The sequence below is a fragment of the Kitasatospora sp. NPDC127121 genome, assembly GCF_042677305.1.
Classification (GTDB): Bacteria; Actinomycetota; Actinomycetes; order Streptomycetales; family Streptomycetaceae; genus Kitasatospora.
The window spans coordinates 45642-64985 of record NZ_JBHXTQ010000021.1 but is presented as its reverse complement, the minus strand read 5'-3'; the positions used below and the strand labels follow the sequence as shown (position 1 = coordinate 64985).

Here is a 19344-nt window from a genome sequence, read left to right as displayed (position 1 = left end):
TGGCAAGTGGTGGGGTGACCGGCCCAGTCTGCGGCGGGAGTTGACGCGGCGCACCCGGATTTTCGCTGGCGCCCCGAACCGGCCCGCCCGTACCGTCCGGGGCATGAACGCGAAACGCCCCCTGATCGCCGTCCTCACCGGCGCGGGCATCTCGACCGACTCGGGCATCCCCGACTACCGAGGCCCGCAGGGGCTCTGGCAGCGCGACCCGTCGGCCCAGGACCTGGTCACCATCGGCCCGTACCGTGCCGATCCCGAGGTGCGGCGGCGGGCGTGGCGACTGAGGCTGGAGACGGGTGTGCTGGGGGCCGAGCCGAACGCCGGGCACCGGGCGCTGGTCGACCTGGAGCGCTCGGGGCTGCCGCTGCGGGTGCTCACCCAGAACGTGGACGGGCTGCACCAGCGGGCCGGGCTGGCCCCGCGCAAGGTGCTCGAACTGCACGGCACCGCACTGGAGGTGAAGTGTCTGGGCTGCGGGGCGACGGGGCCGATGGCGGAGGCGCTGCGGCGGGTCGAGGCGGGCGAGCCGGACCCCGCCTGTCGGGCGTGCGGGGGGATCCTGAAGCCGCGCACGGTGATGTTCGGCGAGAACCTGGACCAGGAGGTGCTCGGGCAGGCCGACTCGATCGCCCGTGCCTGCGACGTGTTCATCGCGGTCGGTACCAGTCTTCAGGTGTTCCCGGTGGCCGCGCTGCCGTACGACGCGGTGCGGACCGGGTCGAAGCTGATCATCCTGAACGCCGAGCCGACGCCGTACGACGAGGCCGCCGTCGAGGTGATCCGCGAGCCGATCTCCCAGGCGCTGCCGGACCTGGTGCGGAGGCTGGTGGGGGAGGGGCTCTGAAAAAAGGGCTCTGAAGAAGGGGCTTAAAAACGGGTGAACCGCATGCGTACGATGATCCTTCCGGCTCCCCCCTCATGGCCTGGAGTGATCGAGCGATGACGACGACGGCGAAGTTCGACCCCTGGTCGGCGGCGTTCGTGGCCCACCCGTACGACGCGTACGCCGAGTTGCGCGAGCACGCGCCGGTGACGTACTTCGAGCCGACCGGGCAGTGGCTCGTCTCGCGGCACGAGGACGTCAGCGCGCTCCTGCGCGACCGGCGGCTCGGGCGCACCTACACCCACCGCTTCAGCCACCAGGAGTTCGGCCGGCCCGAACCCGACCCGGCGCACGAGCCCTTCCACACCCTCAACGACTTCGGGCTGCTCGACCTGGAGGCCCCCGACCACACCCGGATCCGCCGGCTGGTCTCCAAGGCCTTCACCCCGCGCATGGTCGAGGGCCTGCGGCCGACCGTCCAGCGGCTCGCCGGGGAACTCGTCGACGGCCTGCTCGCGGCTGGCGGCGGCGACCTGATCGCCGCCGTCGCCGAGCCGCTGCCGGTCGCCGTGATCGCCGAGATGCTCGGCGTGCCGGAGGGCGACCGGCACCTGCTGCGGCCCTGGTCCGCCGACATCACCGGCATGTACGAGCTCAACCCGAGCGAGGAGGCCGCCCGCAAGGCCGTCACCGCGAGCACCGAGTTCTCCGACTACCTGCGCGCCCTCATCCGCGAACGCCGCACGGCCCCCGGCACCGACCTGATCAGCGCGCTGATCCAGGCCCAGGAGGGCTCCGACGCGCTCAGCGAGCAGGAGATGATCTCCACCTGCGTGCTGCTGCTCAACGCCGGCCACGAGGCGACCGTCAACACCACCGGCAACGGCTGGTGGGCGCTGTTCCGCAACCCCGGTGAACTCGCCCGGCTGCGCGGCGCGACCGACGCGCTCCTGCCCACCGCCATCGAGGAACTGATGCGCTGGGACACCCCGCTGCAGCTGTTCGAACGGTGGGTCCTGGAGGACATCGAGCTGCGCGGCGTCACCATCCCGCGCGGCTCCGAGGTCGCCCTCCTCTTCGGCTCCGCCAACCGCGACCCCGAGCGCTTCACCGACCCCGACCGCCTCGACCTCGGCCGCACCGACAACCCCCACATCACCTTCGGCGCCGGAATCCACTTCTGCCTCGGCGCCCCGCTCGCCAGACTGGAACTCACCGAGTCCTACGGCGCCCTCCTGCGCCGCGCCCCCGGCCTGCGCCTGGCCCGCGAACCCGAGTGGAACCCGGGCTACGTGATCCGGGGCCTCAGGGAACTGGTGGTCGAGGTCTAGATCGAGGTCGGGGCCAGGTCGGGGTCGGTTCGAGGAACGGGGGAGAGCTGTGGGCAAGGCGACGGGGTCACTGCTGGGGCTGGCGATCGGGGATGCGATCGGCCGGGTGACCGAGTTCAAGACGGTAGAGATGATTGCCGACGACCACCCGGACTGGCGGCAACTTCCGCTGCCCCCAAGGGCGCTGGTCACCGACGACACCCAGATGACCCTCGCCCTCGGCCGTGGTCTGCGCATTGCCCTGGAGCGCGGGCCGCTCACCCCGCTACGGCTGGAGCGGCCCGTTCGCGAGGAGTTCGTCGACTGGTGGCGCTCCCCGCAGAACAACCGTGCTCCCGGCATGACCTGCCTGCGCGCCTGCGAGCGGCTGAGCCGCCCCGAGTACCGCTGGCAGCAGGCGAGCGACGTCGGTTCCAAGGGCTGCGGCGCCAACATGCGGGTCGCTCCGGTCGGGCTGATCCGCGAACTCGACGCCCGCCAGCTCGCGGGCGCCGCGCAGCTGCAGTCCGCGCTCACCCACGGGCACCCGACCGCACTCGCCGCCAGTGACCTCACCGCGTACGCCATCCGCAAGCTCGCCGAGGGCGTTCCGCCGGCCGGCCTGCCCGCAGTGCTGCGGGCGTACGCGCTGGCGAGCCGCGAGCGGTACGACGAGTTCTGGCTCGGCGACCTCTCCGCGCGCTGGTACGGTCGCTCGCCGCAGGACGTCATCGCACGCGGCTGGGACGACTGCCTGGCCGTGCTCGACCAGTTGGACGCCGCGCTCGCCGCGCCCGACGTCGAAGCGGACCCGTGTCTGGCCACCGGTGAGGGCTGGGTCGCCGAGGAGGCCTTCGCCACCGGCCTGCTCTGCTTTCTGCTGCTGCCGGACGACCCGGTGTCCGCCGTCCGCCGGGCCGCCTACTCCAGCGGCGACTCGGACTCCCTGGCCTGTCTGACCGGCGCCTTCGCCGGGGCCCATCACGGGGAGTCGGTCTGGCCGCAGGAGTGGGTGGAGCGGATCGAGTACCGGGACGAGCTGCTCGCGCTCGGGGCGCTCTGGGACTGAGCTCCACAACCTGCGTTCCGGGCCCGGGTGGAACCGGGTTCGGGGGTGGTGCGTCGAAGGGCCATGACGAAGCGCAGCACCGCAGGGCATGGCCGTTCCCGCCGTCGGGTGGGGCTGCTCCTCGCCGCCGGGTTGGCGGTCGGCCCGGCGCTGGCCGGGTGTGGGAGTGCGGCGGGCGGGGGGCCCGTGGTGGTGCGGGCCTCGGCGTCGGGGAGCCGGGCGGCGGTGGATCCGGGGCAGGTGGCGGCGGTGGCGGCCGGGACCAGCGCCTTCGGGCTGGACCTGCTGCACGCGCTGACCGCGACGCCGGACGGGGCGGGGCGCAACGTCGTGGTCTCGCCGGCCGGGCTGGCGAGCGTGCTCGGGATGCTGCTGCCGGGGGCGCGCGGTGCCACCGCCGAGGAGCTGGCCAAGGCCCTGCACACCGGGCTTGACCCGCGGCAGTACGCCCTCGCCGTCGGCGCGCCGGACAGCGGGAGCCGGGCCGGCGGCGACCAGGTCGTCCTGCGCCGTTCCGACGACCTGTGGACGCAGCAGGGCCTGGCCGTCGCCCCGGAGTACCTGGACACGCTCGCCGCCGCCTTCGACACCGGCGTGCACCCCGTCGACTTCGCCAGGGACCCGGCCGGCGCCCGCGGGAGCATCAACGCGGCGGTGGAGAAGGCCACCGAGGGGCGGATCAAGGAGCTCTTCGGCCCGCGGCAGATCACCGCCGACACCCGGCTGGCACTCACCGACGCGCTCTACCTGAAGGCGGCGTGGGCCTCCGGGTTCAAGCCCGCGAACACCTCCGAGCGCCCCTTCCACCGGCTGGACGGCTCCACCCCGGCGGTGAGCACGATGAGCCGCACCGGCACCCTCCGGTACGCCGAGGGCTCCGGCGGCATCGTCGGCGAACCCTGGCAGGCCGTCGAACTCCCATACGTGGGAGGTGGGTTGGCGATGGATCTGATCGTCCCCGCGCAGGGCGGGTACGCGGCCTTCAGCAAGGGCCTGGACCAGGCCCAGCTCGACCGGATCCTCGGCGGGCTCGGCGAGCGGTCCGTCGACCTGACCCTGCCGCGGTTCCACTTCGACACGGCCAACGACCTCGTCCCCGCCCTGCGCTCACTCGGCGTCAAGGCGGCCTTCGACGCGCCCGACTTCACCGGCATCACCGCCAAGGAGCCGCTCGTCCTGGGCGCGGTGGTGCAGAAGGCCACCGTCGAGGTGAACGAGGACGGTACGGTCGCGGCGGCCGGCAGCGGCGCCGGGGTGGCGGCGATGGCGGCGCCGGCCGTGCCGGAGTCCGTCCAACTGCACATCGACCGGCCGTTCCTGTTCCTGATCCGCGACACCGCCGACGGGCGGCCGCTGTTCCTCGGCCAGGTCACCGACCCGCAGGCGCCCTGAGCCGACCCGTAGGCGAAGCGGACGAAGCAGATGAAGCGGACGAAGCAGGCGAAGCAGCCGGAGGAGGACCGGGCGTCACCAGGCCGGGTAGCGCCCGCCGAGCGCCGGGTGGGCCGGGTCGCGGCTGCCGAACAGCACCAGCAGGTCATCCGCGACCCGCAGCAGTTCGGCCCGGCCCTCGACCGCCCCCGTCCACTCGGCGGGCAGCGCCGAGGCGCCGTACGCGGCGCCGACAAGGTTGCCGCAGACCGCGCCGGTGGAGTCGCTGTCCCCGGAGTGGTTCACCGACAGCAGCAGCGCGCTGCGCACCGGGTCGGGTTCGAGGGTGGTCGCCAGCAGCGAGTACACCGCGATGGCCAGGCACTCCTCGGCGATCCAGCCGAGGCCGACCCGCTCCACGGACTCCGCCGTCGGCTGCGACTCCTGGGCCACCCGGACGGCCCGGGCCAGCGCCTGCACCGTCTCCTTGGACCCCGGCAGCTCGCGGATCTGCTCCACGGTCTCGCCGACCGCCGCCCACGGCTCGGTCCCGTTGGCGAGCCGCTCGACCAGCGCCGCGAAGGCGCCTGCCGAGAGGTAGCCGGTCGGGTGCCCGTGGGTGAGCTGGGCGCACTGCACGGCCAGCCCGAAGGACAGCTCGACGCCCAGCCGGGCCAGCCCGAACGGTGCCGAGCGCATCACCGTGCCGCAGCCCTTGGACTCCGGGTTGATCGGCCCCGGCTGCCCGATCACGGACGGCGACTCGAACTCCGGGTGCTCGGCCACCCCGCTCATGCAGGCGTTGCCGGGCGCTCGCGACGCGTACAGGAAGGGCCTGGTCAGCAGCCAGCCGTCGTACGGGCGGGGCTGCGGCGCGGTGTCCGGCGAGCCCTGGCGCTGGGTCAGCAGCCAGCGCCGGTACGCGGCGTGGACGGCCTCCGGCACCGAGCCGCCGCCGCCCGTCCAGCCGCGGACGAACGCGCGGATCAGGCCCTCGGCGGTGAACAGGGTCATCTGGGTGTCGTCGGTGACTTCGACCGGCCCGGCGCCGGCCGGCAGCCCGGTCACGCCGTCCGGCCCGTACCGCTGCTGGATCTGGTGGAGCTGCTGGAACTCCACCGGCCAGCCCAGCGCATCGCCGACGGCCCCGCCGAGCAGCGCCCCGCGCACCCGGTCGCGGTATCCCGATTCGGCCGCCGACTCCGTCACGTCGATCCCCCTTGGTTCATGGCGGGATACGTTCTATCAGGTCTACCGGCGGATCTGCCCGGCGCGCCCGTGCAGCGCGGCGCGGTCGGCGGCGGCGCGCCCGGCCGCCCAGCCCACGCCGTCGCTCACCCGGACCCGCTGCGAGACCAGCTTGGGGAACAGCCGGCCGACCTCGTCGTCCACCGCCTCGGAGCGGGCGGCGAGCGCGGGCAGCAGCCGCTCGTCGGGCAGCAGCTGCTCCTCGGTGCCGTCCTCGCGCAGGTGCCGGCCGGCCGCGGCGGCGCTGGTCGCGCGCTCGGTGGCGGCGGTCAGCCGCTCGCGGATCCGCGCCGCGTACGCGACCAGGAAGGAGTGCCGGAACGCCTTGCTGCGCGAGTCCCGGCGGGAGCCGGCCTTGTTGAGCGCGTGGGTGGCCTGCACCAGCAGCGAGGTGTAGAGCAGCTCGACGCCGTCCAGGTCGCCGTCGAAGCCGACGACGGTGCAGAAGCCGAACTCCTTGGCCCACACCGCCCGGCACCGGTTGGCCGCCGCGACGGCGTCCAGCAGCATCGTCTTGGGGCTCTCGTACGGGTTGTCCACGCCGATCCGCAGCGCCGCCGGGGTGTTCCGGTCGTCGCCGGTGGCGGCCAGCAGCGCGTCGTCGATGCTGTGCTGGGCCATCAGCTGCTGGGCCTTGGTGGTGAGCGCCTCGGCCTCCTCCGGGTACTCGGTGGACTCGGCCTTGGCCAGCAGCGCCCGGATCCGGGCCAGCATCCGCGGCTCGCCGGTCAGCGGGCCGGCGGCGCGTTCGGCCTGCGGGCCCGTGGCGCGCTCGGTCTGCGGCCGCCGGCCGGGCGCGGGGCCGACCGGGGAGATCGGCGGCAGCCGGCCCCAGGTCCGCAGCAGCTCCAGGGCGGCGGTGGCGAGCGCGAAGCGGTCCAGCCGGTGCCGGTCGGCGAAGGCGCCGAGGTACTGCTCGTCGCCGGGCCACCAGACCTCGGCCTCCAGCTCGCGCAGCTGCTCGTGCCAGCGCCGGTCGAGGGCGGCCGCGGGGTGCCGACGGCCCTCGGCGGCGATCAGGTCCACCGCGAGGGCCAAGTGGACGGGCTTCAGCCCGCGCCGGACCACCCGGGCCAGGTCGGCCGGGCGCCACCCGGCGGACCAGCAGCGGCCGACGGCGGTGTCCGCGTACCCCAGCAGCGCCCGGCTGACCGCCGGCCACTGCCCGGCCGAGGCGGCGAGCAGCGACGCCCCGGTGTCGAGGGCGAGGTCCAGCGTTTCGTCCGGGGCCGTCAGCACCGATCGCACCGCCTGCTCCAGCAGTGGGCCGGCGCCCCCGTCCCCGTCCTGCTGCGCGCGCTTGCCCACGGTGTGTCCCTGCTCTCCTCGACGGCCCGGCCCTCCCGCCCATGATGCCGGAGCGCCCGGCCCCTTCGACGGGACCGGGCGCTCCGGGGTGACGCAGGCGACTCAGCGCTCGACGGCCTTGGCCAGGATCTCCGGGGCGCGCTCCAGCAGCCGCCCGGCCGCGAAACGGATGCCGAGGGCGGCGATCAGGGCGCCGTAGAGCGGGCCGACCACCAGGACCGGCCAGGTCGGGCCGGCGGAGAGCAGCGCCCAGCCGAGGTAGCCGCTCACCGGCAGGGAGAGCAACGCCACACCGAACAGCGAGCCGAACTGGTTGACCAGCACCAGGCCGCCCTGCCCGGGGGCGGCGTTGCGCATCGGATTGCTGTCGGCCGGCATGGTGTACGGCGCGAGCACGCTGAGCGTCGCGCCGAGTGCGACGCCGCAGCCGAGCAGGGCGAGCGCGAGGCCGAGTGCGGACGGCAGGCCGGCCCAGTCGCCGGTGGCGGCGGCCAGTACGGGCCCGAGCACCAGCGTCACCGGGATGGCGTACGACAGCACCGCGTAGGCCCGGCCGCGCAGCTCGTCCCGGGCGTCGGCCGGGGTGAGCAGGGTGGCGGCGACCATCCAGAACGCTGAGCCGTCCATGCCGAACAGGTTGAGCATCTGCAGCCCGAGGAACATCCCGGTCATCGCCAGCAGGTAGACGCTCGACCAGCCCTGGACCATCGACAGCACGCAGATCACCAGCGTCATGCCGATGCTGGTGAACACCGCGGCCTTGGCCCGCGGCTCCCGCCAGGCGTACCGGAGGTGGCGCTGCATCACCGCGCCGGCCCGGCCCTCGGGCAGGAAGCTCCAGCCGCGCGAGCTCTGCACGCCGCGGGCCACCTCCAGGGTGGAGGAGTCGGCGGTGACCATCAGCTCCTGGAGGCTGCCGCGCCACCAGCGCAGCAGCAGGGCGAGCAGCGCCGCGGCCGCGGCGAGCTGGAACAGCGCCAGCCCGTACCGCCCCTCGCCGGCGGTGCGGGCCGCGTCGGCCGCGCCGACCGGCGGCAGCCAGCGCAGCACGGAGGCGATCGGCGCCAGCGGGCTGAGGTCGAGGTGGTCCCCGGGCCGGCCGAAGACGCTCTGCGAGCCGACGTTGGCGGCCTGCACGAGCAGGGCGAACAGCAGTCCGCCGAAGATCGCGAAGTCCTTGCCGCGCCGGCTGGAGAGCATCCGGGCGTTGCCTGCGGCGACCGCCCGGGAGAGCGTGACCAGGCAGAGCACGGCCAGCGGGACGCCGACCAGCGCGGCCGCGGCCGAGGCACCGCCGTTGGCGCCGGACAGCGCCGCGCCGGTCACCAGCACCAGGCTGACCAGCGGGCCGGGCCCGATCAGCGCGGCCAGCAGCGAGCCGCGCAGCAGCGGTCCGGGCCGCAGCGGGAGCATGGTGAGCCGGGTCGGGTCGGCGCTCTCGTCGCTGGAGAAGAGGAACAGCGGCAGCGCCGCCCAGCCGAGGGTGAGCACGCCGAGCAGCATCACCCCGGCGTCCCCGGAGCCGTCGAAGCGCCCGTTCATCATGGCGAGGGCGAAGGCGATGCCGGCCGCGAAGGCCAGGCCGAGGACGCCGCCGATGACGTACACGGCGGTCCGGCCGGGGCTGCGCCGCAGGCCGTTGCGCAGCAGCCGCAGCTTGAGCGCCACCAGGGCGCGGACCACCGTCCGCCCGTCGGGCACCGGGGTACGGGCGGCCGCGGGGGCGGTGCTCACTGCCCGCCCCCGAGCTGCGCGCCGGCCTGCCCGCCGGCCTGTCCGCCGAGCTGCCCGCCGCCGGCCGGAGCGTTCCCGGCCGCTCCGCCGCCGAGCCAGCCGAGCGCCTGGCCGTCGTCCTCGCGGACGCCGATCAGGCCGAGGAAGGCCTCGTGGAGGCTGCGCCCGCCGCGCACGGTGTTCAGCGGGCCGTGGGCGATCACCCGGCCGGCGTTGACCACGGCGACCCAGTCGCAGAGCTGTTCGACCAGTTCCATCACGTGGCTGGAGAAGACCACCGTGGATCCGGCCGCCGCGTACCGCTTGAGCACGCCGCGGATGGTCTGCGCGGAGACCGGGTCGACGCCCTCGAAGGGCTCGTCGAGGAACAGCACGTCGGGGTTGTGCAGCAGCGCGGCGGCCAGGCCGATCTTCTTGCGCATGCCGGTGGAGTAGTCGGCGACCAGCTTGTCGGCGTCGCGGGCGAGGTCCAGGACGGCCAGCAGCTCCTCGGCGCGGCGGTCCACCTCGGCGCCGGGCAGGCCGCGCAGCCGCCCGTTGTACTGCAGCAGTTCGCGGCCGCTGAGCCGCTCGAACATCCGCAGCCCCTCGGGCAGGATGCCGATCCGGGCCTTGACCGCGACCGGGTCGGCCCAGACGTCGCCGCCGTGGATGAGGACGGTGCCCTGGTCGGGCCGGAGCAGGCCGGTGGCCATGGACAGCGTGGTGGTCTTGCCGGCGCCGTTCGGGCCGACCAGGCCGATGAAGGAGCCGGCCGGCAGCTCCAGGCTGAGTCCGGCGACGGCGGCCTGGCCGCCGAAGTGCTTCCACAGCCCCTGGATGCTGACGGCGGAGGGGGGAACGGGTGCGGGGTGGTCGGACGGCGGCGGCGCTGACGCCTGCATGGCGGCCTTCTCTGTTCGCTGGCGGATGGGTGTCTCGGACTCAGCCTGTCACTGCGGAAACGGGCTGTCTCCCGAGTTGAGGATCCCCTGAGCGAGTGGGCCGAACGGGTGAGGCGCGCCGTCCGGACGGCGCGTTACGGCGGGTGCCGGGCTGGAATTGGCAACTACTCAGCTCCGCCGTTCGTCCTGCACTATGAGGGGCAGTGAGGGACAGCGAGGGGCGCGGGGCCGCGCCGGGTGCCGGGAGGTGCGGATGGCCGTTCAACCGTGGGGAGCCTCGGACCCCGGCGAGCCGGATCGCGGCCCGGCCGGGGGCTGGCAGCCCCAGCCCGTACCGCAGTCCGTCCCGCAGCCCGGGTTCCACGCGGGGATGCGTGCCGGGTACGCGGACCGGGACCGGACGATCGACGTGCTGAAGGCCGCGTTCGCCGAGGGCCGGCTCTCTGCCGAGGAGTACGAGCAGCGCCACGAGCAGGCCTCCGTCGCGCAGACCTACGGCCAGCTGGCCGGGCTGGTGTCCGACCTGCCCTCCGGCCCGATGCCGGCGCCGATGGCCTTCGCCGCCCCGCCCGTCCCGGCGACCTTCCTCCCGCCGCCTCCGCCGCCGGTTCGCTCCACCAACGGGCTGGCGGTCACCTCACTGGTCTTCGGTCTGACCGGCCTCTCGCTGCCCGCGGTGGTCGTCGGGCACGTCGCGAAGGCCCAGCTGAGCCGCCACGACCGGGCCGGCGACTGGGTCTCCACCCTCGGCCTGCTCTTCGGCTACGCGGGCTGCGCGCTCTGGACGCTGCTGCTCCTGGTGGTGCTGCAGGTGCCGGTCTGAGCGGGTCGCCCCGCGCGCGTCCCGCCCCGGTGGCGGCGGTCGGCGGGCTGTGGTAGAGCGGGTGGAGGGCGGTCCGACACCGGGTGGTCGCGTCCGGGACACTCCTGGGACATCCGGCCGAAGGTCGCGACCTGCGGCGTTGCATTTGTTTTGACCGCGCCCGATGCGCTAGGTACGCTCTGACCTTGTGCCTGGGGTGTCCCCGGGTCCTTGTGCGTGCATGCACACCGGTCGCCGCGCCGAGCCGGAGCGCCTTCCAGCGCCCCGCGCGTTGAGCGCCGTCGCTGTACATCAGCTCATGGGATTCCGTGTCGGAATAAGCCCAACACACCCGACCGCGTGGGTCGACCACGGGGCCGTGTGCGGGGGATCACCGCAGGTTAGTTTTACCAAGCCTTGGCACACAGAAAACGGAGAAACGGTGCCTACGATCCAGCAGCTGGTCCGAAAGGGCCGGCAGGACAAGGTCGAGAAGAACAAGACTCCCGCGCTGAAGGGTTCCCCGCAGCGTCGTGGGGTCTGCACGCGTGTGTACACGACCACCCCGAAGAAGCCGAACTCGGCTCTCCGCAAGGTCGCCCGTGTGCGCCTCACCAGCGGGATCGAGGTCACCGCTTACATCCCGGGCGAGGGCCACAATCTGCAGGAGCACTCCATCGTGCTGGTGCGCGGTGGTCGTGTGAAGGACCTTCCTGGTGTCCGCTACAAGATCATCCGCGGTTCGCTTGACACCCAGGGTGTCAAGAACCGCAAGCAGGCTCGCAGCCGCTACGGCGCCAAGAAGGAGAAGTAAGAATGCCTCGTAAGGGCCCCGCCCCGAAGCGCCCGGTCATCATCGACCCGGTTTACGGCTCCCCGGTCGTCACCCAGCTGGTCAACAAGATCCTGCTGCACGGCAAGCGCTCCACCGCCGAGCGGATCGTCTACGGCGCCCTTGAGGGCGTCCGTGAGAAGACCGGCTCGGACCCGGTCGTGACGCTGAAGCGCGCGCTGGAGAACGTCAAGCCGGCCCTCGAGGTCAAGTCCCGCCGTGTCGGTGGCGCGACCTACCAGGTTCCGGTCGAGGTCCGTCCGGGCCGCGCCAGCACCCTGGCGCTGCGCTGGATGGTCGGTTACTCCCGCGCCCGTCGCGAGAAGACCATGACCGAGCGCCTGATGAACGAGATCCTCGACGCCAGCAACGGCCTGGGCGCTTCCGTGAAGCGTCGCGAGGACACCCACAAGATGGCCGAGTCCAACAAGGCCTTCGCGCACTACCGCTGGTAGTCCCTACCCCGTCACTAGACAGAGAGAGAACGAGCCACCATGGCTGCAACCTCCCTTGACCTCGCCAGGGTCCGCAACATCGGGATCATGGCGCACATCGACGCGGGCAAGACCACCACCACCGAGCGGATCCTGTTCTACACCGGCGTCTCGTACAAGATCGGTGAGGTCCACGATGGCGCTGCCACCATGGACTGGATGGAGCAGGAGCAGGAGCGCGGCATCACGATCACGTCGGCCGCGACGACCTGTCACTGGACGGTCGACGACGTCGACAACACCATCAACATCATCGACACCCCGGGTCACGTCGACTTCACCGTAGAGGTGGAGCGTTCGCTGCGCGTCCTCGACGGTGCCGTGACGGTGTTCGACGGTGTCGCCGGTGTCGAGCCCCAGTCCGAGACCGTGTGGCGGCAGGCTGACCGCTACGGCGTCCCGCGCATCTGCTTCATCAACAAGCTGGACCGCACGGGCGCGAACTTCTTCTTCTGCGTCAAGACCATCGTGGACCGCCTCGGCGCGACCCCGCTGGTCATGCAGCTCCCGATCGGTGCCGAGGCGGACTTCAAGGGCGTTGTCGACCTTGTCCGCATGAAGGCGCTGGTCTGGTCCGCCGAGGCCGCCAAGGGCGAGATGTACGACATCGTCGACATCCCGGCCGAGCTGCAGGAGCAGGCGAACGAGTACCGCGAGATGCTCCTGGACGAGGTGTCGAACGTCAGCGATGACGTGATGATGCTCGCCATGGAGGGCGAGGACGTCCCCGAGGAGCTGCTGTACGAGGCGATCCGCAAGGGCACCCTGGAGTCGGCCTTCACGCCGATCTTCTGCGGTACCGCGTTCAAGAACAAGGGCGTTCAGCCCCTGCTCGACGCGGTCGTCAAGTACCTCCCGTCGCCGCTGGACATCGAGTCGGTTGAGGGCACCAAGCCCAACGACCCGGAGACCAAGATCACCCGCAAGGCCTCGGACGACGAGCCCCTGGCCGCGCTGGCGTTCAAGATCATGTCCGACCCGCACCTGGGCAAGCTCACCTTCGTCCGGATCTACTCCGGCCGCCTGGAGTCCGGCACCTCGGTGCTGAACGCCGTGAAGGGCAAGAAGGAGCGCATCGGCAAGATCTACCGCATGCACGCGAACAAGCGTGAGGAGATCGAGTCGGTGGGCGCCGGCGACATCGTCGCCGTCATGGGCCTGAAGCAGACCACCACCGGTGAGACGCTGTCCGACGAGAAGAACCCGGTCATCCTGGAGTCCATGGACTTCCCGGCCCCGGTCATCCGCGTCGCGATCGAGCCCAAGTCCAAGGGTGACCAGGAGAAGCTGGGTGTTGCCATCCAGCGTCTCGCCGAGGAGGACCCGTCCTTCCAGGTCAACACGGACGAGGAGACCGGCCAGACCATCATCGCGGGTATGGGCGAGCTGCACCTTGAGGTGCTGGTCGACCGTATGAAGCGTGAGTTCAAGGTCGAGGCCAACGTCGGCAAGCCGCAGGTCGCGTACCGCGAGACGATCCGTCAGGCCGTCGAGCGCATCGACTACACCCACAAGAAGCAGACCGGTGGTTCCGGTCAGTTCGCCAAGGTGCAGATCGCGATCGAGCCGCTCGAGCAGGCCGAGGGCTACGAGTTCGTCAACCAGGTCACCGGTGGCCGCGTGCCGCGGGAGTACATCCCGTCGGTCGACGCCGGTTGCCAGGAGGCCATGGAGTTCGGCATCCTCGCCGGCTACCCGCTGCAGGGTGTCCGCGTGAAGCTGCTCGACGGCCAGGCGCACGACGTCGACTCGTCCGAGCTCGCGTTCAAGATCGCCGGTTCGATGGCGTTCAAGGAAGGCGCGCGGAAGGCCAAGCCGGTCCTCCTCGAGCCGATGATGGCCGTCGAGGTCACCACGCCCGAGGACTACATGGGCGACGTGATCGGTGACATCAACTCTCGCCGTGGCCAGATCCGGTCCATGGACGAGCGTCACGGTGCCCGCGTCGTCACGGCGCTGGTGCCGCTCTCCGAGATGTTCGGCTACGTCGGTGATCTGCGCAGCAAGACCTCTGGTCGCGCGAGCTACTCGATGCAGTTCGACTCGTACGCCGAGGTTCCGAAGGCCGTGGCGGAGGAGATCATCGCCAAGGCCAAGGGCGAGTAAGGACCGGCTCCAGCCGGCTCCCTACGAGGCCGCGGCCGTCCCGATATTTCGGGACGATTGTGAACCCTTAGGCTATTAGGAGGCGTCCCGGGAGAATCCGGTCGGATTCTCCCGGGGGGCCTCCGGCCCCCACCCCGCGGGACGGTGCGAGGTGCTTCCGGCACCTCGGGCCCAAACCCGATCAAAGACCAACTGACGTCAGCACGGCGTACAGAACTGTCCTCAGGAGGACTGCAGTGGCGAAGGCGAAGTTCGAGCGGACGAAGCCCCACGTCAACATCGGCACCATTGGTCACATTGACCACGGTAAGACGACCCTTACCGCGGCCATCACCAAGGTGCTGCACGACGCTCACCCGGAGATCAACCCCTTCACGCCGTTCGACCAGATCGACAAGGCGCCGGAGGAGCGGCAGCGCGGTATCACCATCTCGATCGCGCACGTCGAGTACCAGACCGAGGCGCGTCACTACGCCCACGTCGACTGCCCGGGTCACGCGGACTACATCAAGAACATGATCACCGGTGCGGCCCAGATGGACGGTGCGATCCTCGTCGTCGCCGCCACCGACGGCCCGATGCCGCAGACCAAGGAGCACGTCCTCCTGGCCCGCCAGGTCGGCGTCCCCTACATCGTCGTCGCCCTGAACAAGGCCGACATGGTGGACGACGAGGAGATCCTGGAGCTCGTCGAGCTCGAGGTCCGCGAGCTCCTCTCGGAGTACGAGTTCCCGGGTGACGACCTGCCGGTCGTCCGCGTCTCCGCGCTGAAGGCGCTGGAGGGCGACAAGGAGTGGGGCGAGAAGCTCCTCGGCCTCATGGCCGCCGTGGACGAGGCCATCCCGACCCCGGCCCGCGCCGTGGACCAGCCGTTCCTGATGCCGATCGAGGACGTCTTCACGATCACCGGTCGTGGCACCGTCGTCACCGGTCGTATCGAGCGTGGCATCCTCAAGGTCAACGAGACTGTCGACATCATCGGCATCAAGGAGACCAAGACCACCACCACGGTCACCGGCATCGAGATGTTCCGCAAGCTGCTCGACGAGGGCCAGGCCGGTGAGAACGTCGGTCTGCTCCTCCGTGGCATCAAGCGCGAGGACGTCGAGCGCGGCCAGGTCATCATCAAGCCGGGTTCGGTCACGCCGCACACCGACTTCGAGGCCCAGTCCTACATCCTGTCGAAGGACGAGGGTGGCCGTCACACCCCGTTCTTCAACAACTACCGCCCGCAGTTCTACTTCCGTACCACGGACGTGACCGGCGTCGTGACCCTCCCCGAGGGCACCGAGATGGTCATGCCGGGCGACAACACCGCCATGACGGTCGCGCTGATCCAGCCGATCGCCATGGAGGAGGGCCTGAAGTTCGCCATCCGTGAGGGTGGCCGCACCGTGGGCGCCGGCCAGGTCACCAAGATCATCAAGTAATTGATGTTCTGACCTGTCTGTCCCGCACAGGCGAACCGAAGGGCTCCGCACACCCAGGTGTGCGGAGCCCTTCGGCCTTCATCAGGCCTTCACCCGCTCTCACAGCCTGCTCATGGCCGGCTGTTATTGTCGGGCGACCGTCCAGCCCGCCGTCGCGGAAAGTGGGATCCAACGTATGCCAACGGCACCACTGTTGTCGGTCGTGATGCCGATCTACAACGAGCAGGAGGCGCTCCCGCTGACCGTCGAGCGGCTGCGGCCGATCCTGGACGGGCTCGCGGTCGACTACGAGGTCGTGGGCGTCGACGACGGCAGTACGGACGCCACCCCCGTCGTCCTGCAGAAGGTCCGGCAGGACTGGCCGGAGTTCCGCATCGTCCGCTTCGCCCGCAACTCGGGACACCAGGCCGCGCTCACCGCCGGCATCCACCGGGCGCGCGGCGACTACGTGGTGAGCATCGACGCCGACCTCCAGGACCCGCCGGAGAAGATCCCGGAGATGCTCGACCTGGCCCGCGAGCAGGGCTTCGACGTCGTCTACGGCGTGCGCGGGGACCGCGCCACCGACACCGCCTTCAAGCGCCGGACGGCCGGCGCCTACTACTGGCTGATGCGCAAGCTGGTCGGCAAGCGGATGCCCAACCAGGCCGGCGACTTCCGCCTGCTCAGCCGCGCGGCCGTGGAGGCCCTCAAGCAGTTGCCCGAGCACCAGCCGGTCTACCGGCTGCTGGTGCCGTGGCTCGGCTTCCCCAGCGGCGAGGTGGTGTACGTCCGGGAGGAGCGGGTGGCCGGCGGCACCCACTACCCGCTGTCCAAGATGGTCCGGCTCGCACTGGACAGCGTGACCAACTTCTCCGCCGCCCCGCTGCGGCTGGCCACCTGGCTGGGCCTGGTGAGCTTCGTGGTCTGCCTGGCCCTCGCGGTCTACACCACTCTCTCGTACGCGCTCGGTGCGACCGTGCCCGGCTGGTCCTCGCTGTTCATCGGCATGCTCTTCATCGGCGCCGTGCAGCTGATCTGCGTCGGACTGCTGGGGGAGTACGTCGGCCGGATCTACTCGGCGGTGCAAGCCCGCCCGACCTACTTCGTCGGCTACGACTCGGCCGACGACGAACTGGCGCAGGACGACGCGGCGCACGGCGACGCGCGGGGCCCGGGCCGGTGACCGTCACCGAGGAACCGGCGGAGCCCGCCGAGCCGGCCCCGTCGACCCGCCGCCAGCTGCCGTCCTTCCTGGTCATCGGCGTGCTCAGCACCGTCTTCTACCTGGCGCTGTTCGTCGCCGCGCGGTGGTTCACCGACCCGCAGGCGGCGAACCTGATCGCGCTGGCCGTCAGCGCGGTGGCCAACACCGCGGCCAACCGCCGCTTCACCTTCGGGGTCACCGGCTCGCAGGGCATGGTCCGGCACCAGCTGCAGGGCGCGGTGGCCTTCCTGATCGGGCTCGGCCTCAGCGCGGGCGTGCTCGCCCTGCTGGACCAGGTGGCGCCGAACGCCTCCCGGCCGGTGGAGGTCGCCGGACTGGTCGCCGCCAACGGCCTGGCCACGGTGGCCCGGTTCGTGCTGCTGAAGATCTGGGTCTTCCGGGGCTGAACCGGCGCTCGACGGCGCCCGTTACCGGCCGTTCGCGGACCGTCCACCCGGCCCCCTCAGCCCGTCGTGCCGACGGGCCCCTCGGTATGCTGTGGCTCGTAGCCTGCCCGCTGACGGTAGTGGAAGTCCGCACCCGGCCGGGGAGACGGGCGGCAGGGACTTGACCGAAGGGGCACGGCACCGTGTCGACCGTACATTCCTCGCCTGAGCGCGAGCTTCAACGTCCGACCGCACCGCCGGGGCCGCCGCCCGAGCCGATCACCAGTGGACGGTCCAGGCGCAACCCGCTCGTCCTGGCCGGGGGGCTGGCCCTGTCCTGGCTGGTGCCGACCGGGCTGGTCGCGCTGGACCTGGGCGTCCTGCTGCTGCCGCTGCTGCTGTTCTCCATAGCCGCCGTGCTCCGGGTCGGCGGCGTGCTGCTCGACCGGCTGTTCGTCGCCGGGCTGGTGCTCGCCGGTTCGGTGCTGACGTTCGGCCTGCTCTTCTCGCTCTGGCCGTGGGGCCTCTCGCCGGTCGCCACCAGCGGCCTGATGTTCAGCGTGGTGACGGTCGCCGCCTGGGCCGCCCGCCGCGGCCCGCGCCTGCCGTTGCGCTTCCGCTGGTCCGACCTGCTGGTCCTGGGCACCGGCTACGGCGTCTGGCACTACCTGTTCCACCCGATCGCGGGAACGTCGGCGGCCGAGCGGGTCGCCTACTTCGCCACGTCGGAGGACCGGCTCGCGCACTTCTCCTTCTTCTCCGGCATCCAGAACGTCGGCGGCTTCAACTTCCTCCACCAGGAGGCGGCCCGGTCCTACCTGATACCGCCGTCCGAGGTGACGTACCCGCAGGGCTCCCACTTCCTGCTGGCCTGGACGGACACCCTCGTCCACTCCGCCGCCGACTCCGGCGACATGCTCTACACCATGAACCGGTACTTCCTGTACCTGCTGGTGGGGTACGCGCTGTTCTGCGCCGCGCTGGTCTGGGCGGCCCGGTGGATCGGCGGGCCGCGGCTGCGCGGCTGGCGCTGCGCGGCGGTGTGCGCGACCGTCGGCGCGATCATGTTCGCGAGCAACTACATGGACCTGATGGTCCACGGCTTCGACTCGACCTTCATCGGGCTGCTGCTGATAGCACTCGCGCTGGCCGTGATGATCCGGCCGGCGATGGGCACCACCGAGTTCGTGCTGGCCGCGTCGGCCGGGCTGATCACCGTCACCTACGCGTACAACATCTACGGCGCCTTCGTCGGCGTGGCACTGCTGGGCACGCTGGTGGCGCACCGGCGCAAGTTCGCCGGGCGCTGGTGGTGGACCGCCGGCGCGCTGGCGTGCGCGCTGGGCGTGGCCGCGCTGCCGAGCGTCCTGTCCGTGCTGGGCAACCTCGACGTGGCCAGTGCCTCGAACATGAACGGCCCGAGCGTCGGTGCCGACCGCTCCATACTCATCGGCGGCGGGCTGCTCGGCCTGCTGGCCGCGGTCATGCCGCGCAACCGCCGGACGGCCGTCGGCCAGGCGCACCTCGCGGTCCTGCTCGGCACCGGCGGGCTGCTCAGCGCCTTCGCCGCCTACCAGCTGCACACCATCGGCAAGTACTCGTACTACTTCCACAAGATGACGGCCGTGGGCGTCGTGGTCAGCCTGATATCCCTCGGCGCCGTCGGGGCCATGCTGCAGAGCCCGTACCGGGGGACGGGCCGCACGCTGCCGAGCCGCCTCGGCGAGCTGGCGATATCCGGCCTCGCCGTCGCCGCCGCGCTCAGCCTCTTCGCCAACGTGCAGTGGGGCTTCCTGACCACCAAGGACAACCCGTCCGCCTGGTCCGGCAACCCGCTGGTGGCCTGGGGACGCGGCGAGTTCAAGGGGGACATGGGCCCCAAGGGCGCGCAGGCGCTCGACATATCGAGCAAGGGCCCGGTGATCGCGCTCTTCGCCAACGACGACTACAAGAACCTCAAGGCCACCTGGCTCGCCTCGCTGCTGAACCGGCGCGGGGGCGACATGACGGCGCTGTACGACATCCACTGGGTGTCCATCGGCGGCCCCCAGGTGAAGGAGGAGGACTACCAGAAGTCTCTGGGCCGCCTCAAGGGAGCCATCGACAAGCTCCCGGCCGCGCCCGTCCCGCCGACCATCCTGACCGCCGACCGCTCCGTGGGCGACCGGATCAAGCGGGACCTGGCGGCGCAGGGTGTCACGGTGACGGTGCTGAGCGATCCTCAGAACCTGTGGACGGAGCCGTGGTCCCGTACCTTCCCGGGGGTCTGAGGGTGGGGCCCACCGTCATCGGACGTTCACGGCTACCCGCTACTATTCACAGCAATCGCACGGCCGGGCCGGCCTCGTGCGGAGACGTGTG

General features: G+C 71.6%; 16 protein-coding genes. 12 read left to right on the top strand and 4 right to left on the bottom strand.

Going from position 1 to position 19344, the window contains the following annotated elements; genetic code table 11:
• Positions 1 to 103: 103 nt before the first annotated feature.
• The 4 genes from ACFVHI_RS13830 (at position 104) to ACFVHI_RS13815 (ending at position 4594) form a co-directional block, all read left to right on the top strand.
• Positions 104 to 844 carry a Sir2 family NAD-dependent protein deacetylase gene (locus ACFVHI_RS13830; protein WP_063348947.1) on the top strand — a complete coding sequence of 247 codons (741 nt, stop codon included), beginning with the start codon at positions 104 to 106 and terminating at the stop codon, positions 842 to 844.
• A 95-nt stretch (positions 845 to 939) separates the two neighbouring features.
• Positions 940 to 2154, top strand: a complete 1215-nt coding sequence (locus ACFVHI_RS13825) for a cytochrome P450 (protein ID WP_363369343.1) — start codon at positions 940 to 942, stop codon at positions 2152 to 2154.
• Positions 2155 to 2203: 49 nt separating this feature from the next.
• Positions 2204 to 3202, top strand: coding sequence for an ADP-ribosylglycohydrolase family protein (locus tag ACFVHI_RS13820; RefSeq protein ID WP_380338835.1), 999 nt, complete (start codon positions 2204 to 2206; stop codon positions 3200 to 3202).
• A gap of 63 nt (positions 3203 to 3265) precedes the next feature.
• Complete coding sequence (locus ACFVHI_RS13815) at positions 3266 to 4594, top strand: serpin family protein (RefSeq protein WP_380338832.1); 1329 nt, start codon at positions 3266 to 3268, stop codon at positions 4592 to 4594.
• A 75-nt stretch (positions 4595 to 4669) separates the two neighbouring features.
• On the opposite strand, the gene ACFVHI_RS13810 is transcribed toward ACFVHI_RS13815, so the two are convergent.
• From ACFVHI_RS13810 to ACFVHI_RS13795, 4 genes are all read right to left on the bottom strand, one after another.
• The gene (locus tag ACFVHI_RS13810) at positions 4670 to 5782 is read right to left on the bottom strand and encodes an ADP-ribosylglycohydrolase family protein (RefSeq protein WP_380338829.1); all 1113 of its coding nucleotides are present in this window, start codon (positions 5780 to 5782) and stop codon (positions 4670 to 4672) included.
• Positions 5783 to 5824: 42 nt separating this feature from the next.
• Positions 5825 to 7129, bottom strand: coding sequence for a DUF2786 domain-containing protein (locus tag ACFVHI_RS13805; protein ID WP_380338826.1), 1305 nt, complete (start codon positions 7127 to 7129; stop codon positions 5825 to 5827).
• Positions 7130 to 7231: 102 nt separating this feature from the next.
• Positions 7232 to 8863, bottom strand: a complete 1632-nt coding sequence (locus ACFVHI_RS13800) for a hypothetical protein (protein WP_063348952.1) — start codon at positions 8861 to 8863, stop codon at positions 7232 to 7234.
• A complete protein-coding gene (locus tag ACFVHI_RS13795; protein ID WP_380338823.1) occupies positions 8860 to 9747 on the bottom strand; it encodes an ABC transporter ATP-binding protein in 888 nt (295 codons plus the stop codon). The genes ACFVHI_RS13800 and ACFVHI_RS13795 overlap by 4 nt, the downstream gene beginning before the upstream one ends.
• Positions 9748 to 10000: 253 nt before the next feature.
• Between ACFVHI_RS13795 and ACFVHI_RS13790 the strand changes: the two genes are divergently transcribed.
• The 8 genes from ACFVHI_RS13790 to ACFVHI_RS13755 all read left to right on the top strand — a co-directional run bounded on the left by ACFVHI_RS13790 (position 10001) and on the right by ACFVHI_RS13755 (position 19253).
• A complete protein-coding gene (locus ACFVHI_RS13790) occupies positions 10001 to 10570 on the top strand; it encodes a DUF1707 and DUF4190 domain-containing protein (protein ID WP_380338820.1) in 570 nt (189 codons plus the stop codon).
• A 421-nt stretch (positions 10571 to 10991) separates the two neighbouring features.
• Positions 10992 to 11363, top strand: coding sequence for a 30S ribosomal protein S12 (gene rpsL / locus ACFVHI_RS13785; protein WP_014144289.1), 372 nt, complete (start codon positions 10992 to 10994; stop codon positions 11361 to 11363).
• Positions 11364 to 11365: 2 nt separating this feature from the next.
• The gene (gene rpsG / locus ACFVHI_RS13780; protein WP_030055803.1) at positions 11366 to 11836 is read left to right on the top strand and encodes a 30S ribosomal protein S7; all 471 of its coding nucleotides are present in this window, start codon (positions 11366 to 11368) and stop codon (positions 11834 to 11836) included.
• A 39-nt stretch (positions 11837 to 11875) separates the two neighbouring features.
• Entirely contained in the window at positions 11876 to 13981 is a 2106-nt protein-coding gene (fusA, locus tag ACFVHI_RS13775) for an elongation factor G (RefSeq protein ID WP_363369328.1), read from the top strand.
• A 236-nt stretch (positions 13982 to 14217) separates the two neighbouring features.
• Positions 14218 to 15411, top strand: a complete 1194-nt coding sequence (tuf, locus tag ACFVHI_RS13770; protein ID WP_063348956.1) for an elongation factor Tu — start codon at positions 14218 to 14220, stop codon at positions 15409 to 15411.
• 175 nt (positions 15412 to 15586) lie between these two features.
• Positions 15587 to 16576 (top strand): glycosyltransferase family 2 protein, encoded by a 990-nt coding sequence (locus ACFVHI_RS13765; protein WP_380338817.1) that lies wholly within the window; start codon positions 15587 to 15589, stop codon positions 16574 to 16576.
• Entirely contained in the window at positions 16573 to 17004 is a 432-nt protein-coding gene (locus tag ACFVHI_RS13760; RefSeq protein ID WP_063348958.1) for a GtrA family protein, read from the top strand. The genes ACFVHI_RS13765 and ACFVHI_RS13760 overlap by 4 nt, the downstream gene beginning before the upstream one ends.
• A 182-nt stretch (positions 17005 to 17186) precedes the next feature.
• Positions 17187 to 19253: a hypothetical protein gene (locus tag ACFVHI_RS13755; RefSeq protein WP_380338814.1), complete on the top strand. Its 2067-nt coding sequence runs from the start codon at positions 17187 to 17189 to the stop codon at positions 19251 to 19253.
• Positions 19254 to 19344 lie beyond the last annotated feature (91 nt).